Annotated in this window: 18 protein-coding genes; 12 read left to right on the top strand and 6 right to left on the bottom strand. The window is 43.9% G+C overall.

The window, feature by feature from the left end; translation table 11 throughout:
- The first annotated feature begins 12 nt into the window (after positions 1-12).
- Genes INQ51_RS13350 through INQ51_RS13360 form a run of 3 tightly spaced genes read left to right on the top strand, consistent with a single transcriptional unit; the run spans position 13 to position 3,330 of the window.
- Positions 13-846 (top strand): polysaccharide lyase, encoded by an 834-nt coding sequence (locus tag INQ51_RS13350; RefSeq protein WP_233378464.1) that lies wholly within the window; start codon positions 13-15, stop codon positions 844-846.
- A gap of 2 nt (positions 847-848) precedes the next feature.
- A complete protein-coding gene (locus INQ51_RS13355; protein ID WP_233378465.1) occupies positions 849-2,273 on the top strand; it encodes an MBOAT family O-acyltransferase in 1,425 nt (474 codons plus the stop codon).
- A gap of 1 nt (position 2,274) precedes the next feature.
- Positions 2,275-3,330, top strand: a complete 1,056-nt coding sequence (locus INQ51_RS13360) for a hypothetical protein (RefSeq protein WP_233378466.1) — start codon at positions 2,275-2,277, stop codon at positions 3,328-3,330.
- A 227-nt stretch (positions 3,331-3,557) separates the two neighbouring features.
- Here the strand turns inward: INQ51_RS13360 and INQ51_RS13365 are convergent, their stop codons facing one another.
- A complete protein-coding gene (locus INQ51_RS13365; protein ID WP_233378467.1) occupies positions 3,558-5,957 on the bottom strand; it encodes a penicillin-binding protein 1A in 2,400 nt (799 codons plus the stop codon).
- Between the two features lie 250 nt (positions 5,958-6,207).
- Between INQ51_RS13365 and INQ51_RS13370 the strand changes: the two genes are divergently transcribed.
- Both INQ51_RS13370 and INQ51_RS13375 read left to right on the top strand, forming a co-directional pair.
- A complete protein-coding gene (locus INQ51_RS13370) occupies positions 6,208-6,579 on the top strand; it encodes a hypothetical protein (RefSeq protein ID WP_233378468.1) in 372 nt (123 codons plus the stop codon).
- Between the two features lie 94 nt (positions 6,580-6,673).
- Positions 6,674-7,159 (top strand): hypothetical protein, encoded by a 486-nt coding sequence (locus INQ51_RS13375; RefSeq protein WP_233378469.1) that lies wholly within the window; start codon positions 6,674-6,676, stop codon positions 7,157-7,159.
- Positions 7,160-7,236: 77 nt separating this feature from the next.
- On the opposite strand, the gene INQ51_RS13380 is transcribed toward INQ51_RS13375, so the two are convergent.
- From INQ51_RS13380 to INQ51_RS13400, 5 genes are all read right to left on the bottom strand, one after another.
- Complete coding sequence (locus INQ51_RS13380) at positions 7,237-7,716, bottom strand: DUF456 domain-containing protein (RefSeq protein WP_119436231.1); 480 nt, start codon at positions 7,714-7,716, stop codon at positions 7,237-7,239.
- A 70-nt stretch (positions 7,717-7,786) separates the two neighbouring features.
- Entirely contained in the window at positions 7,787-8,611 is an 825-nt protein-coding gene (locus tag INQ51_RS13385; protein WP_233378470.1) for a CPBP family intramembrane glutamic endopeptidase, read from the bottom strand.
- 54 nt (positions 8,612-8,665) lie between these two features.
- On the bottom strand, positions 8,666-9,187 hold the full coding sequence (locus INQ51_RS13390; protein WP_233378471.1) for a GtrA family protein: 522 nt from the start codon (positions 9,185-9,187) through the stop codon (positions 8,666-8,668).
- 113 nt (positions 9,188-9,300) lie between these two features.
- Positions 9,301-9,717: an alternative ribosome rescue aminoacyl-tRNA hydrolase ArfB gene (gene arfB, locus INQ51_RS13395; protein ID WP_233378472.1), complete on the bottom strand. Its 417-nt coding sequence runs from the start codon at positions 9,715-9,717 to the stop codon at positions 9,301-9,303.
- Position 9,718: 1 nt separating this feature from the next.
- On the bottom strand, positions 9,719-10,381 hold the full coding sequence (locus tag INQ51_RS13400) for a Crp/Fnr family transcriptional regulator (RefSeq protein WP_233378473.1): 663 nt from the start codon (positions 10,379-10,381) through the stop codon (positions 9,719-9,721).
- 188 nt (positions 10,382-10,569) lie between these two features.
- Between INQ51_RS13400 and INQ51_RS13405 the strand changes: the two genes are divergently transcribed.
- The 7 genes from INQ51_RS13405 to INQ51_RS13435 all read left to right on the top strand — a co-directional run bounded on the left by INQ51_RS13405 (position 10,570) and on the right by INQ51_RS13435 (position 16,705).
- Positions 10,570-10,914 (top strand): NifB/NifX family molybdenum-iron cluster-binding protein, encoded by a 345-nt coding sequence (locus INQ51_RS13405; protein ID WP_233378474.1) that lies wholly within the window; start codon positions 10,570-10,572, stop codon positions 10,912-10,914.
- A gap of 32 nt (positions 10,915-10,946) precedes the next feature.
- Positions 10,947-11,297: a thioredoxin family protein gene (locus INQ51_RS13410; protein ID WP_233378475.1), complete on the top strand. Its 351-nt coding sequence runs from the start codon at positions 10,947-10,949 to the stop codon at positions 11,295-11,297.
- Positions 11,298-11,372: 75 nt separating this feature from the next.
- Entirely contained in the window at positions 11,373-12,293 is a 921-nt protein-coding gene (locus tag INQ51_RS13415) for an NAD(P)/FAD-dependent oxidoreductase (protein ID WP_233378476.1), read from the top strand.
- Between the two features lie 57 nt (positions 12,294-12,350).
- The gene (locus INQ51_RS13420; RefSeq protein WP_233378477.1) at positions 12,351-12,773 is read left to right on the top strand and encodes an OsmC family protein; all 423 of its coding nucleotides are present in this window, start codon (positions 12,351-12,353) and stop codon (positions 12,771-12,773) included.
- A gap of 3 nt (positions 12,774-12,776) precedes the next feature.
- Complete coding sequence (gene trxA / locus INQ51_RS13425) at positions 12,777-13,199, top strand: thioredoxin (RefSeq protein WP_233378478.1); 423 nt, start codon at positions 12,777-12,779, stop codon at positions 13,197-13,199.
- Positions 13,200-13,487: 288 nt separating this feature from the next.
- Positions 13,488-14,897, top strand: a complete 1,410-nt coding sequence (locus INQ51_RS13430; RefSeq protein WP_233378479.1) for an FAD-binding oxidoreductase — start codon at positions 13,488-13,490, stop codon at positions 14,895-14,897.
- Positions 14,898-14,980: 83 nt separating this feature from the next.
- A complete protein-coding gene (locus tag INQ51_RS13435) occupies positions 14,981-16,705 on the top strand; it encodes a hypothetical protein (protein WP_233378480.1) in 1,725 nt (574 codons plus the stop codon).
- Positions 16,706-16,735: the final 30 nt, after the last annotated feature.

Consider the following 16,735-nt stretch of genomic DNA (forward strand, 5'->3'; position numbering starts at 1 on the left):
CAACTTGGAATTATGGCACTTCTGCTACTGGTGGGATGCGCAGGTTGTATTTCTTCCGAAGACCGGAGCGGAACCAATGAATCGCTCTCCATCGGTTTTGAACAACATAAAACCGGGCAATATTCCGAAAGGCGACTAAAAAGCGAATGGCGCGGAACTCATATTGTTTGCGGCAAAAAAGACTATGTTTTTTACAAGCTGGGCGTCACACCTTATCCCTTAACCATTGGCGAAGAACAAGGTAATAACTATTTGTCGGTGCAGATCGACAAAGGGCGTTTTTATCCGATTGTTGGAGCACAATGGAGTACGCCGCTTGCTGGCAGCGACTCTTTTTATCTGTCGTACCGGGTTCAATTTGCCGGTGATTTTGATTTCCGGCGGGGAGGAAAGTTACCGGGTTTGGCCGGCGGAACTGCCAACTCGGGTGGAAATATCCCCAACGGGACCGATGGCTGGAGTGCGCGGATGATGTTTTGGGAAAACGGAAAACTGAGTTTTTACCTGTACTATCCCGATCAACCCGGCGAATATGGTGACCCGCTGTTTTGGCGCCATGCTGATGGTGAAATCGTGAAAGCAGAAGCCGGAAAATGGTACACGATCCAACAGTATATTCAAATGAATGATCCCGGACAAAAGAACGGGATTGTGAAAGGCTGGCTTGACGGGGAACTGGTGTGCAACGCAGATACCATTCGTTTTCGCGATACCGAAACATTGAAAGTTGACCAGGTATTTTTTAGCGTGTTTATGGGAGGCGGCGATCTAAGCTGGGCTCCTGAGAAAGACCAGCAGATTTGGTTCGACGATTTTCAGGCATTTAACCCCTTAAAAAAGAACTGAAAATGCTGTTTAACTCCGTTGGATTCATAGGGTTTCTTACACTGGTATTTTTTCTTTACTGGGGCTTTTTTGCCCGGAACATCATGCGGCGAAACCTGTTTTTGCTTGCGGTAAGTTATTTCTTTTATAGTTGCTGGGATGTTCGTTTTTTGGGGCTGATTGTGTTGAGTTCGATCGTAGATTATAACTGCGGGCTTCAGATTGACCAAACCGACGACCGGAAAAAGAAAAAGCGCTTTCTGTTGATCAGCATCCTGGTCAATCTCGGTATTTTAGGCTTTTTCAAATACTTTGGATTTTTTGCCGAAGAACTGAGTTTACTGGTGCAACAATTCGGGTATACATTGCACCCGCTTACGCTGAACATTATTCTGCCGGTGGGAATCAGCTTCTATACTTTTCAGACTTTAAGCTATACGATCGATATTTACAAAGGCAAAATCCCCGCGACCCGCGACCTTGTCTCATTTTTTGCTTTTGTGGCATTTTTCCCGCAGCTGGTGGCCGGCCCCATTGAACGGGCTTCACATTTGCTACCTCAATTTCACGAAAGGAAAGTGTTCGATTACTCGGCCGCCGCGGATGGATTCCGAAGAATTCTCTGGGGATTGTTTGCCAAAGTGGCCGTGGCCGATACAGTGGCGCCACTGGTCGACCAGATCTTCAGTCATTCGGCGTCGGCAGGGTGGGGAACCTTGTTGCTGGGGGCCTTTCTTTTTGCGATTCAGATTTACGGCGACTTTTCGGGGTATTCGAATATCGCCATTGGGAGCGCTGCCTTGCTGGGCTTTCGCCTGATGGATAACTTCCGGCATCCGTATTTTTCACGGAACCTGCAGGAATTCTGGTCGCGCTGGCACATCAGTCTTTCCACGTGGTTTCGCGATTATGTGTACATTCCTTTGGGAGGTAACCGCTGCAGCAAAAAACGGCACGTGGTAAACATATTGATAACGTTTGGGGTAAGCGGCCTTTGGCACGGTGCCAACTGGACTTTTATCGTCTGGGGTATTTTGCACGGCATCACTTACCTGGTTTCAAAACCTGCGATCGGTGCAAGGAAAAACACAAGTGTTCGGCTAAAAGATATGCTTTCCGTGGCTGTCACTTTTCTGGTAGTGAGTTTATTGTTTGTGATATTCAGGGCCGAAAATATCGGAGTGGCTTTTCATTACCTGGCGAACATGGTTTCATTGAAAGCCGGAAGTGTGGGGCCTTTTGAGCTGGCCGGAACAAAACAATGGCTCGAAGCTGCGTTTTTTACCTTTGTATTGATCCTGTCCGAATGGAAACAGCGAGAGAAAGCTTTTGCCTTAGATATTTCAGGATGGCCGGTAGTGCTAAGGATAGCCGGTTATTATTTTCTTTTGTTTTCGGTGTTGTACGCGTTTAGCAGCGACCGGCTGTTTATTTATTTTCAGTTTTGATATGAAGAAAAGCTTGTTCAAAATAGGGTTGATAATCGTGTTTCCGTTGGTTCTGATCGGAATGATTAACTACGGAATTGATCCCGACTATCAATTGAACCGAAGCTATATAAAACCGCTGGTGAGTGCTTTGCTGGAGGGGAAAAACATTGCCGGTCCGGTGAATCTCAACTCGCGCGTTTTAAAAAAGGAATGGATGGCGGAGAGGGAAGTGTCTGAAGTGTTGGTGTTAGGCTCCAGCCGTACCCTGAACTTAAGCCATGAAGTTTTCCGCGGGAAAACCTTTTTCAATGCGTCAGTTACCAGTGGAAGTGTTGAGGACATGCTGGGATTCCTGGGAATTATTCTTGATAAGGGAAAATTTCCGGAAGAGATTATTGTTTGTGCCGACCAGTGGCTTTTCGGAGACCGGTTCAACGATCAGGCGTGGCTCGGGCTGCGAAACGAAATTCATCGTTTTTGCGATGCTGCCGGAATGAAAGGGCTCGCAAGCCCGTGGCAAATGAAAAACGATTACCTAAAGGATCGGGTTGTAAAGATCTTTTCCGGGAGATACACCTTGCGCGCCATGCGTTTGCGGGGGAAAAGCGAACCTTTTGTTGTAAGCGACTCGCTTCTGGCTGGTAAAATGATGATTTTGCCGGATGGTGCCCGTAAACTTCCGGCCAAAATTGAGAATACTCCGTTGTACGAAAGCGAAGAACTGGCCTTGCAATATTGCTACGGTAGCGCCGATGAAAACTTTAGCGATGTGCAGCCAGAAAAAATACAACAGCTGAGCAACATGCTGCACTTTCTAAAACAGCAAGGTTGCCGGGTAAGCGTGTTTATTCCGCCGTATCATCCCAAAGCGTTTGATTATTACCAAAAGTTGCCTGGCTACGAAGGTGTTTTCAAAGCAGAAGAAGCGGTGGCAGAAGTGGCCGCTCAATACCGGTTTCGCGTTATCGGTTCTTCTGATCCAAGCCAACTTTCTTTAAGCGGCAATGATTTCTACGACGGTGTTCATCTTAAGAAAGAAGCCATCAGCCGCTTGTTTAAAAGCAAAAATTGGTAGACAGTTTTTCCCTGATTAATGATTAAACCCTATAACTTGATTGTATCTACTTTTTTCTCGATAAATATTTAATGCGAATATGAGTACATAGATGTGATTCCCAAAGATCTAAAGTTTTTCTTACTTCCCTTATTTCGCTACTCATTACTCAAATCTCATGACTCGAGTCTAAATCTTTTTTTGAATTTCATTCGTATTAAACCCTATGTATTTCGAATGAATAGAGGCTATCTCTTTTTATCCTTTTTCTTGAAAATGCCTTTGATTTTCTTCCAAAGCTGACCTTCGTCTTTGTCTTTTGCCTCGCGTTGACGGGTTTTTTCCAAATCCGATGGTTTCTCGTTTCGTTTGAAAATATCAGCCAGGTTGAAATCGTGTTTGGGCATATCAAGCACCTCCTTGTAACCTGGTTCGCTGAGCATGGCCAGCATTTCTTCACCAGGCAAGCCAAACGAACTGTTTTTCAGGCTGGAATATTTGCTGTCGCGGTAAGTTTTGTAAAAAAATTTTCCAACAATGGGCAGCGCCATGTAGGCTCCCTGTCCGTAGGTGGTGGTTCTGAAATGCACCCGCGGATCGTCGGCACCCACCCAGCAGCCGGTAACCAGTCTTGGAGTAAGCCCGATAAACCAGCCATCGGAGTTATTTTGTGTAGTACCCGTTTTTCCGGCAAACTCGCCGGGAATATTGTAAACCGTGCGAATGGTCCGGCCCGTACCTTCGTCAATTACCGCTTCCATCATTTTAATAATCGCGCGGCAATTCTCGGGTGCTACCACCGGCGATCTTGAAATATTGGGTTCGAAGGTCTTCAGCACTTTCCCGTTTTTATCGGCGATCTGAACCAGGTAGTTGGCTTTTACCGGAATCCCGTCGTTAACAAGGCCGGCAAAGGCTTCCACAATTTCTTTTAACGAAATGGAGGCTACGCCCAATGCCAGCGAAGGATATTCCGGCAGATCGGCTGAAATGCCAAGATCCCGCGCAATTTCAATGGTTTCATCAATTCCGGCTTCAAGCAAAACATCCACCGAGATGGTATTGATCGACTTGGCCAAGGCACCTTTCATGTTGTAATAGCCTTCGTAGTGGTCGTGCGAATTTCGCGGGGTCCAGTCGTCGTATTCCTTGTACACCTTTAGCTGATTGGGGAAATACGTATCGGGCGGAATATTTTCTTCGAGGGCCGCCAGGTACACAAACGGTTTAAAGGTTGACCCGGTTTGCCGCGGAGCTTTTACATGGTCGTATTTAAAAAAGCGGTAATCGATACCGCCCACCCAGGCTTTTAATGTGGCTTCCTGCGGATCGATGGCAATAAAACCGGCGTTAAGCATTTTCAGGTAATGCTTTAGCGAATCGAGCCGGGTTACTTCTTTTGATTCCAAACCATCCCAGGTGAAAAGGGTAGTGTGCGTTTTGGCATTGTAGCTTGCCAGTTCTTCCTGGTAGCTTCTTCCACTGGTGTTCTGGTTTTGTATGGCACTTTTCAGAATGGCGGGATCGGCTTTAAACATGTCGCGATCTTTCCAGTGGTTGTCAAAAACCTTCTGAAGGTCTTTCATGTATTCTTTTACCGACTGTTGCGCATAAACCTGCAGGTTGTAATCGAGGGTGGTTGTGATCTTTAAGCCATCAGTATAAAGGTTGTAATTTTCGCCTTTTTCGTTTTGATTATTGGAGCACCACTCCATCAACTCGGGCTTAAGCATTTCCACAAAATACGGCGCCGGTCCCTGGTTGTACGAAATCATCCGGTAGCGCACTCCCAGTGGTTTCTCTTTGTAAAATACGGCTTCTTCGGCACTCAGGTAGTTGTTTTTCAGCATCTGGTCGATTACCACATTGCGCCGTCCCAAAGCCCGTTCGGGGTGAAGCCGGGGATTGTAGTAATTGTTGGCCTTTAGCATTCCCACCAAAACTGCGGCTTCGTGCACATCGAGTTTGGCAGGCGCTTTCGAAAAGAAACGTTCAGCGGCTACTTCAATTCCAAAAGTGTTTTCAGCAAAAGGAACCGTATTCAGGTACAAAGCCAGAATTTCATTTTTTGAATAAATCCGCTCCAGCCGGTAAGCGATGATGGCTTCGCGCAGCTTGTTTACGGGCATCGATAAAGGGCCGTAGTTTACTCTGGGGAAAAGGTTTTTGGCGATTTGCTGACTGATGGTACTTCCGCCACCCGAATGATCGTTACGCAGCACAACCGACTTTACCAGAACACGTAATAATGCAATTTCGTCGATGCCGCGGTGTTCGTAAAAACGGGCATCTTCGGTGGCTACCAGTGCATTGATCACATTGGGCGAAATTTCTTCAAACGAAGCATAACTGCGGTTTTCCACGTAGTAACGCCCCAGTATTTGTCCGTCGGCAGAATATACTTCCGATGCCAGCGGGTTGTTGATGATCTGTAACTGGTCTTTTGAAGGAACGGGCCCAAGCACGCCTAAAAATACCAGGATAAAAAACAAACAACCCAGTAAAAAGAATACAATGGCTGCTTTGCCGATCCACCTTAGAACAGGATATTTTTTTCCTGACTTTTTCGATTTCCCTTTTGATGATTTTTTGGGTTTGCCGGTTGGTTTGTTGCCGGCAGAACTGCTATGTGTATTTTTTTTTGCCACGCGACAAAAATAGTTTTAAATGGATGATTCTAAGTATAAAACTCACAATCAAAAATATTTATTATAAACTTTAAGATGTTTATTGTGAGAAAATAGTGTGAAAGATATTTCGTGGCGGATTGAAAGGGAGCGGATTCTTAATTATTTGTTACCACAAAAGCCCCGGAATTTCATTTTTGATACAATTCAGAGTTCGTGCTGAGAACAGATTCAATATGTTTGTAGCTTTGAATGCTTTTAGCCGGAAATCATGGAAAACAGTTTGAAATTATTGGGTGCAATTCTACTGGTTGCAGTTTATAGTTTCGGAATCAGTTCGGGTTCCGGATCGTATACTGCCGGTGCGTATTTGCCTGCCGATGATGTTCAGAGTGAAGTTTACTGGTCGGACGTTTCAAACAAGCTTTCTTTTCATTTTTCTGAATCGGAAAAACTGGTTTCAGATATTCGAACCGGTTCTCCGCTTACCTTCAAAACATCGTTTGCCCAGTTTCTTGCTTTTGTCCAAACTTCGGGGCAGTTACTGGAATGCGGGTTTACTCAATACAAAAGAATTTCAGAAAACCTTCTGATACGCTACCGAAAAGCGGATATCATTTTTCCCTTTCATTATTTCTGGTAATCCATAAGAATTCATACGGAAATTTTTTGTGTGTTTTATGTGCATTGCAACAGGTGGTTGCAGTGTGGTTTATTAATCATTAATAAATACAATTATGGATTCAGGAACTGCTATCGTAGGACTGGTATTGGTCGCGATATCTGTTTTGCCCATTATCATATTAAACGGGAGAAGGGCTAAAAAAGGACGAGGAATGTTACAGTTACTAACAAATGTGGCCAGTGAGCACAACTGTAAAATTTCGGAACATGAGTTTTGCGGTGATTACTGCGTTGGAATGGACAAAACAAATGGTTTTGTTTTTTTCGCAAAAGAAAAAGACGGACCAAGCGATGTTAAACATATAAATCTGGCTCAGGTAAAGACGTGCAAAGTCAACAATACGGGCCGGATCGTTACTTTTAAGAAACAGAACAACAAGATAATTGAACGCCTGTGCCTGGATTTTTACCCGAAAGAAAAGAATAAACCCGGCGTGGCATGGGAGTTTTACAATGCGGAAGAAAATCCGCAACTCAACGGAGAACTACAATCGGTTGAGAAGTGGGAACATGAAATTAATCGGTATCTGAAAGGATAAAAAAGAAAAAGCGCTGTGGAATTCCACGGTGCTTTTCTGCTTTTGCTATGTTCTGTAAGCCATTCGATTGAAATATTTTACGTGAAAAACACCTTGATAAAATGCCAGGTCATTAACCCGGAAGCAATGAGTTTCAAAAGGGTTCCGAGCAAGAAACCCATAAAAGAACCAAAGCCTGATTTCAAAGCAGAGCCATGATCTTTTCCGGCCGTCAGTTCGCCAATTACCGCCCCCAGAAAAGGGCCAATAATAATTCCGAAAGGCGGGAAAAAGAACAACCCGATTACAAGTCCGATAAGACTACCCCAAACACCTCTTTTACTGCCGCCAAAGCGCTTGGTTCCCCAAACCGGTATGAGATAGTCGATCACATACACCACCACGGTAACAATTCCCCAAATAACCAGAAAGGTGGTGGAAAACTGGTAACGCGTTGTAAAGTGCAGCATCAGCAAGCCAATGTAACTCAGCGGAGGGCCCGGAATTACAGGTAAAACACAGCCTGCAATACCGGCTATCATAAACAGAGCTCCAAAAAAAACGAGTAGAAAATCCATGATCTCAATTTAATTGTTCGGGTTTAAAGATAGAGTTTTGATTTCGCTTGCTCGGAAATAATCGGTGAACTCACGATAATTTTCGGTTTTTGCGTAACCACGGAATGCTTGTGAGGATCATCAGTAAAACCGATAATCCGATAATCAGTCCGCTTTGGTAAAGCAACTGTTCTTTTTCCTGCAGATAGATCGGATGCTCCCTTATTTGCTGCCAGTAGGTTACCGAAAGAAGCACCAGCGTATTGTTGATCGAGTGCCCGATAATGGCGACCAGAATGTTGTTGGTTCGCAGCATGAGCCAGCCAAGCAAAAGTCCCAGCACAAAGGTTGCCGGCATTTGCCACGGGTTGAGATGGAACAGTGAAAAGAGTAAAGCCGACATAAAAACAGCCACAAAACCATTGTAGTTTCGGCGGAATCCGTTCAGTAGCAATCCTCTGAAAATCAGTTCTTCGACAACGGGGGCAATAACCGATACTTTCATAAACGCACCCATAAAGCCATAGTCGCCTTCAAAAATGCGGTTAAACAGCTCCCAAAACCACGGTGGTGGTGGCAGTAGTTGTTCCACTTTTGCATTTGCCACATCCAAAAAATTATGGGCGCCCCACAGAAATGCAACGATCGGCAGAAAAATAAGCGGGTTAAACAGTTTGAAGGGGAAGATCTGTAAAACCGGGGATTTGGATTTGCGGATTCCGTACAAAAGAATAAACACCACCGAGCCAACTCCCAGCGCAATTTTCTTGATAGGGTTGTACAAATATTCCGAGCCGGTGTAATAATCGATCAATGCCAGCGGAAAATCAACAATGGTTTGGATGAAAATATACAGAATTACCAGGTGAATGCCCTGTAATATCGTGGGATAATATTTTTGACGCGCCTCTTCCATAGGTCAACTAAGATACGTATTTCGGAAAAAGAACATTGTTCGACCACCAAAAAATTATGAGTTGCCTCTTGCAGCCAGTTGCATGTTTGCCGTGCGGAAACTAAAATACCGCTGGGCTACGTAACTGTATATAACAACCAGCAAAGTAGTTATGAGTTTTGAAATGGGTGCGTACAGTTTGCAGTACTCCACAAAAAACTTCAGAAATACATAATTCAGAAAAATGGAGCCGGCCACTGTAACCAGGTAACGGAAGAGCTGAATACGTCCTTTTAACTCGGAGGCGGTAAACGTAACGTATTTTGCCAGCAGGAAGCCGGTTGTAAAAGTGATGGGAAAAACCATCAAAAATGCGGCAATGTGTGCACTTATGGCAACAAAGCCCAGTTCTACCACCTGCATGTCGAGTATGTACTGGTAGAAAATAAAGTAAAGGAGAAGATCGAACAGGGTGTTGGCCCCGCCGGTGGCCGCATACCGAAAAATTTCGGGGGGAATAAACTGCAGAAAAGGAAAATAAAACCAGTCGATAATTCTGGTTATGAACTCCCCGATAGACTCAAATAATTTCCTCATGCAATAACGTTGAATAGTGCAGTTTGACTACAAAGAAAAGAAAAGTATTGAAAAAACTTGTGTTTGGAAGAATGAAACTACTGCTAAGCCAGAGCTAAAGAAATGTTCGGAACCTACATTTCAGGCCGTCTGCGCATGTTCTTTTTCTCTGAATGTTGCTTTTTGCTTTCCACGCGTTTTATGCGCGAAGCAAGCGTAGGTTTGGTTTTGAATCTTTTCTTTGGCGGGGTAAGAGCTTTTTCAACCAGTTCGTAAAACAGCGCAGTAACTTTGGCCCGGTTGCGCAACTGGCTGCGTTCCACTTCTGAAACTAAAATCAGTTCACCTTCCGAGTTGATACGGTTTTTTAGTTTTTTGAAAAGAAGGTTTTTCTCATCGACAGAGAGTAGCTGTGAGTGTTCAACCGAAAAACGTAGCTCAACCCGTGTATTTACTTTGTTTACGTTTTGTCCGCCGGGGCCACTGCTACGGCTGGCCGAAAAAGTACACTCGGCTTCCAGTTGTTTTTTTATTTCTTCGGAGAGCTGCATTTTATCCGTTTCTGCTGATCACTTCCAACTTGGCTGAGTCGGTAATGTCAATATTTTTGCCGTCGAGGTGGATGATTTCTTCTTTCTCAAACTCCTTCAGAAATTTAATGGCACTTTCGGGCGAAATAGAGGCGAAATCAGCCAAATCCTGGCGGGTAAGAAAAGAAAAGATGTCCTCTCTCAGAAAGTCTTCGTGCGAAAGGTAAAGCAGAGCTGAAGCCAGTTTGCCGCGCATTTGCTTGTACGACACATTTTTGATGATCTCCAGCAGATGGCGTTCGGTGCGGTAATTTTTCGAAGTCACTTCCAACGCAAAGGATGGGTTGTCGAGCAAAATCTGTTTCAGGCTTTCTTTTTCGATCATACAAATTTCGGTGTTGGTAATGGCCTGCGTGGAATAGGTGTGCACCGGTTCTCCAAAAATGGCAGCAAAAGCCAGAAAGTCGCCCGGTTTGGCCACCCCGATATTGATTTGCTTGTCGAAACCTGTCTGGAGGTAAATTTTTACCAATCCTTGCACCACATTAATTACATACGGTGCAAAGGCGCCTTGTTTGAAAATGTTTTCGCCTTTCAGGTACTGCACCCGTGTTTTGTGCTCGTGCAGGGCGCTGATTTCTTCAAAACGATGCGCCGGTTTTCTGTCTGAGTTGTTTGTGCTCATATTTGGTATGCTTAACGCTGCAAACAAAAATATCAAATCTGCCTGTAAAATCAGGACTTTGCGTATAATTCTATCGTATGACAGGAAAAAAACTGTTAAAGTTCAGTTTCCATCCTGTTGCCCCACTGCCCGTTTTTCTGGTGCGGAATTCTGGTTCAAAATATCTTTGTAACGTAATTAAAATTGAAATGAGACGGGTAGCAATTCCAATCGAAAATAGTGTTTTGAGCGAGTACTTCGGCGGCTGTCATTATTACGAAATTTTTGAGATCGAAAATGATGACATCCGGAAAACAACCTTTGAAATACCGGAGGTGGAGGCCGTCAACGAACTGCCCGATTGGTTGGAAAAAAGAGGGATTACCGATGTGATTGCTTACAAGGTGAAAAAAGAGATCATTCGTCTTTTTGCTTCCCGGAAAATCAACCTGTTTGTGGGAGTGCCGCAAGAAGACCCGGCCCGGATTATTGAAGCTTACTTAAACGGAAAGCTGGAGTCGGACAAACGAATCATTGAAGAGTTAACGAATTAAGTATAGAAATTAATCATTTAAAGTAAAACGATATGAAACTATTAAGCACAGGTTTACACGAGATTGAAACAGCAGCAGAATTGGAAAAATTCATCAACGAAAACGAAAATGTAATGGTATGCTGTGGCCGGATGGGCCCGATGTGTTTACCGGTTTACGATATAATGGAAGAGCTGGAAGAAGAGCGTGACAACATAAAATTTGCCGTAATGGCATTTGATAACCCGGAGGCAGGAGTGATAAGAAGTGCTCCTGAATGCCGCGGGTTTATGGGACTGCCGTTTACCATGTACTACAAAAACGGGGCAGTTGCGCACGCCACCAGCAGCATTCAAAACATGCAACAGGTGACAGGGATTTTGGACAAGCAATTTGGAGCTTAGTTGATTGGGGGGAAATGACAAGTCGTTCCCGGTTTTTCGGGAGCGGCTTTTTTCAAAAAAACAGAATCAGAAATCATGGATGAAATTTTCGATGCCATCATTGTTGGGGCAGGGGCGGCCGGGTTAACTGCCGGAATTTATGCTTCGAGGGCCAAACTTTCGACATTAATCTTGAATGAAGGCGCCGTGGGAGGACAGATGGTGCTAACCGAAGAAATTGCCAATTACCCGGGTGTTCCAACAACGAAAGGTTATATGCTGGCCAACAACATGAAAATGCAGGCCAAAAGTTTTGGATGTAAAATCAAATCGAATGTGAAAATTGCCAAATACGAACTGGAAGGTGATGTAAAAACGATCGCGCTGGAAGATGGTCGTACTTTTCAAGGGAAAACAGTAATACTGACTCCCGGAGGAAGACCACGGTCGTTAAATATCGAAGGCGAAGATCAGTTTAAGGGAAAAGGAATTTCGTACTGTGCCACTTGCGACGGTGACTTTTTTACCGGAAAAGAAGTGGTAGTGGTTGGCGGAGGAAACTCGGCATTGGAAGAGGCCGTAGCACTTACCAATTTTGCCACTAAAGTAACCATCGTTCATCAGTTCGATCATTTTCAGGCTTTTCAGCACGCCATCGACGAAGCGAAGAATAATCCAAAGATCGAATTTATTATGGAGTCTGAACTTCGCGGGTTTTACGGAAACGGTCAGTTACAAAAAGTGAGTATTGAGCATCTGCCTTCCGGAAATCTTTCGGCTTTGAAAACGGATGGTACTTTCATATTTATCGGGTACCAGCCAAATACCGAAGACCTGAACTGTATTGTTCCGCTTAACGAGCGAAATGAAATTGTGGTAGATTCCGGCATGAAAACAAAGGTGCCGGGTGTTTTTGCTGCCGGCGATTGCATCAATAAGCGTTACCGGCAGGTGACTACTGCTGTAGCCGATGGAACCATTGCTGCACTGAGCGTTTCGGAATACCTAAGGGGATGATATTGACAAAGCATTAATTTTGCATTTTAGAATAAACACTACAGATAAAATAGAAATATGTCGAAACAACAAGTAAAAATAAACTGGTTAGAGAAAATGGCTTTCGAGGCCGAAGTAAACGGGCACAAATTAATTCTGGATGCAGCCGAAGAAGTAGGGGGCGAAAACCGTGGACCTCGTCCAAAACCATTGTTATTAACCGCTTTGGCCGGATGCACGGGAATGGATGTAGTGTCGATCCTGAAAAAAATGAGGGTGGAATTGGATAACTTCGATGTGATAGTTGAAGGAGACCTTACTGAAGAGCACCCGAAGCAGTTTTATAAAATGAACGTTATATATGAGTTCACGGGAAAAGACCTTCCATTGGAAAAACTGAAAAAAGCCGTTAGTTTGTCGGAAGAAAGATATTGTGGGGTAAGTGCCATGTTTAAAAAGGCCATCGAAATTACCTCAGAAATAAGAATTATTGAATCATAAATTATGTCAGTAACACTCATTGTAATTTTAGTAATTGTAGTTGCCTTGGTAGGGATGATCACGTATACCTACTTCAAAATGAAAAATGCGAAACCGGTAAGTAACAGTAAAAACATACTGGTGCTGAACAACAAAAACTTTAAAACAGCCACCAAAAAAGGTGTTTTACTGGTTGACTTTTGGGCAGCATGGTGTGCCCCGTGCAAAATTATTGCTCCCACATTAAATGAAATTGCCGACACGCAAAACGATTTCAGAGTGGCTAAAGTGAATGTGGATCACAACCAGCAACTGGCGCAGCGTTACAACGTACGAAACATTCCTACCATGCTGATTTTTCGTGATGGGAAGGAAGCCGGTCGTATCGTTGGCGTAAAAACAAAACGCGCCATACTAAAAGAAGTGGAAGCAGTTCTGGCAAGTTGATACGCAATAAAAACCAAAACCGAGATATTTTAATTTCTCAGAAGGAGGCAGTAGCCTCCTTTTTTTATGCCTAAAATATTGGTTTTAAGGAATATTAAAATAAAAGACTTGCTTGTCTTAAATGGAAGTGTTAACTTGATTAGGTTTTAAAAACTCCTGCAATATTCCCCCGAAACCTTTGTAAATAATTCCAGAGTCCAGTCAAAAAGTTTGAATTGTGCAAAAGAAAACAGATGGATCTTTTGCCGGTATTGAAAGAAAATAAAGCTAACTGGAAAAAACAAAAAGATGGAAAATTTAAAAGTGTGTCTGAGCTCGGGAGAACTATCAGAACTGGATGTGACTAAACTCGATGAATTAAAAAGTAGATTAAAGGGCGAGTTGATAACGCCTACGGATAGTAGTTATAACGAAATTCGTAAGGTGTATAACGGTATGATCGATAAAAAGCCTGGATTTATTGTAAAATGTGCCGATGTTGCTGACGTTATTTATTCGGTAAACTTCGGAAGGGAAAATAACCTATTAACAGCCGTTCGTGGAGGTGGTCACAATGCCGGGGGACTTGGTTCTTGTAATGACGGTATGGTGATCGATCTTTCGGGGATCAAATTTGTCAAGGTAAATACAGCCGATAATACGGTTTTTGTGGGTGGTGGAAATACTTTAAATGAACTGGATCATGCGACCCACCCGTTTGGATTAGCTGTTCCCGGCGGAATTCTTTCGACCACGGGTATTGGAGGCTTAACACTTGGAGGTGGAGTAGGGTATCTGTCGCGTAAATATGGACTGACCATCGACAACTTACTGGAGGCCGATATGGTTTTGGCAGATGGCAGTTTTGTTACTGTAAATGAAAAACAAAATGCTGATCTGTATTGGGCAATCCGTGGTGGTGGTGGAAACTTCGGTGTTGTAACTTCTTTTAAATTTCAGGCCCATCCTGTAAAAATGATTTACGGTGGACCAACATTTTGGCCACTCGAGAAAACAGAAGAAATCATGGATTGGTACCATGAATTTATTCATAATGCGTCAGAAGATTTAAACGGATTTGTTGCTACCCTGGAAATACCCGGTCCGCCGTTCCCGCCAAATCTGCACAACGAGAAACTTTGCGCGGTTGTATGGTGCTATACGGGTGATTTAAAAAATGCGGAGGAAGTTTTCAAGCCTGTCAGGGATAAGAATCCGATATTTGAACTTTTAGGCGAAATGCCATTTCCGGCGATACAAAGCTTATTCGACGGACTAATGCCACCTGGTTTGCAATGGTATTGGAAAGCCGACTTTTTTAACGATATTCCAAAGGAAGCTGCAACTCTTCATAAAAAGTTTGGCTCCGAAATTCCTACTCCTCTCTCTCAAATGCATCTTTATCCCATTAGTGGTGCCGCCGGCCGGGTTGGAAAAAATGATACCCCATGGGTTTATCGCCACGCAAAATACGCGGGTGTATTTGTAGGTATTGATCCGGATCCTGCCAATGCAGGTAAAATTACCCAATGGGCAAAAGATTATTGGGAGGCTCTTCATCCCTATTCTTCAGGGGGAGCATATCTTAATTTCATAATGGATGAAGGGCAGGAACGTATTAAAGCAAGCTACGGTGAAAATTATGAGCGATTGGTTCAGATCAAAAGAAAATATGATCCGGACAACTTCTTTAAAGTCAATCAGAACATTAAACCTTAGTCGTGCTGCGGGTTCTTTTTAATAATGCACTTAACAAAGTGAATACTCTACAAACAAATTTAATAGATTGATTATCTGATGGAATGAGAACATTTTTAGATTATTATCTAATTGTTTTGCTATTTTCTTTGGAGAGTTGCAGCATGGGTAATAAAGAGAAAAAGCAATTAAGTTATACCGGGGCCATATGTGCCCCGGCACCTCTTACCACCGATGCCGATTGGTACCAAACAGATAAAAAGGCACCTTTGTTTGACAACCTGGGAACGTATTTTTTTCCTGTTACAACCCGGAACGATTTGGCACAGAAGTATTTCAACCAGGGATTAATTTTGTCATACGGGTTTAACCATGCCGAGGCGGCGCGATCGTTTTATTATGCCACTAAACTCGATCCTGATTGTGCCATGGCCTACTGGGGCTATGCCTATGTATTGGGCCCCAATTACAATGCCGGCATGGAAAGTGATAACTATGCCCGTGCTTACAATGCGATTCAAAAAGCAATATCCTTGTCGAAGGATGTTACACCGAAGGAAAAAGGTTTAATTTGGGCTATGTCCACACGCTATTCAAAAGAAGTCCCGATGGATCGCAGCTCGTTGGATCAGGCATATTCTGACGCAATGAACAGGCTGTTTGCTGATTATCCTGATGACCCTGATATCGGAACAATTTATGCCGAATCGATGATGAATCTTCATCCGTGGGATTTGTATGAGTTTGATGGTACGCCAAAGCTCTGGACCGCAGAAATCGTTTCAACGCTGGAACGGGTTATTGAAATGGCTCCCACACATCCGGGAGCCCATCATTTTTACATTCATGCGGTAGAGGCATCGAGCACTCCCGATAGGGGATTGCCGTCAGCCCGGTTGTATGACGAAGGCCTGGTTCCGGGAGCCGGGCATTTGGTGCACATGCCCTCGCACATTTATATTCGCACGGGGCACTACCACAAAGGTACACAGGCCAACATAAATGCGGTGAAAATGGATAGTTTATACACTACAGCCTGTCATGCGCAGGGAGTGTATCCACTTGCCTATTACCCGCATAATTATCATTTTCTGGCCGCAACGGCTACTTTGGAAGGAAACAGTTACTGGGGAATTTTGGCTGCCGAGAAAATGTCAAAACAAATCAGTCTTCAGCTGATGCAGGAGCCGGTATGGGGGACCTTGCAACACTATTACACCATTCCCTACTATGTGTATGTAAAATTTGGCAAGTGGGATAAAATACTGACAATGCCCGACGAAGTTCCTTCTTTAACCTATCCGGCTGCCGTTAGGGCCTATGCCCGTGGTATGGCCTTTCTGGGAAAAGGCGATTTGGCAAAAGCCTCCAACGAATTGGCTCAGCTGGAAATGCTTTCAACCGACGAAAGTTTAAAGGAACTTACCATTTGGGAAATAAATTCGACATACGACCTGGTGCAGATCGCTAAAAAAGTTTTGGCCGCAGAAATTATGGCCTTTGAAAAAGACTATGATAAGGCGATTGTAACTTTGCTGAGTGCCATAGAAATTGAGGATAATCTGAACTACAACGAACCTCCCGACTGGTTTTTCTCGCTTCGTCATAACCTGGGGGCAGTACAAATTGAGGCAGGGAAATACGAGGATGCCATAAAAACGTACCAGCAAGATTTAATGACATTACCGCGGAATGGCTGGGCTTTGCACGGAATGGAACTGGCTTACAACAGCATGGGGGCAACAGATAAAGCTGCTGAGATTGCAGGGCTTTTGTCAGAGGTTTGGGCAACAGCCGACACTCCGATAAAAAGCTCGCGTATAAAATGACCGCTTAAACCGGATATGCATCAAAGAGAG

It is taken from the genome of Maribellus sp. CM-23 (genome assembly GCF_021354595.1).
GTDB lineage: Bacteria > Bacteroidota > Bacteroidia > Bacteroidales > Prolixibacteraceae > Draconibacterium.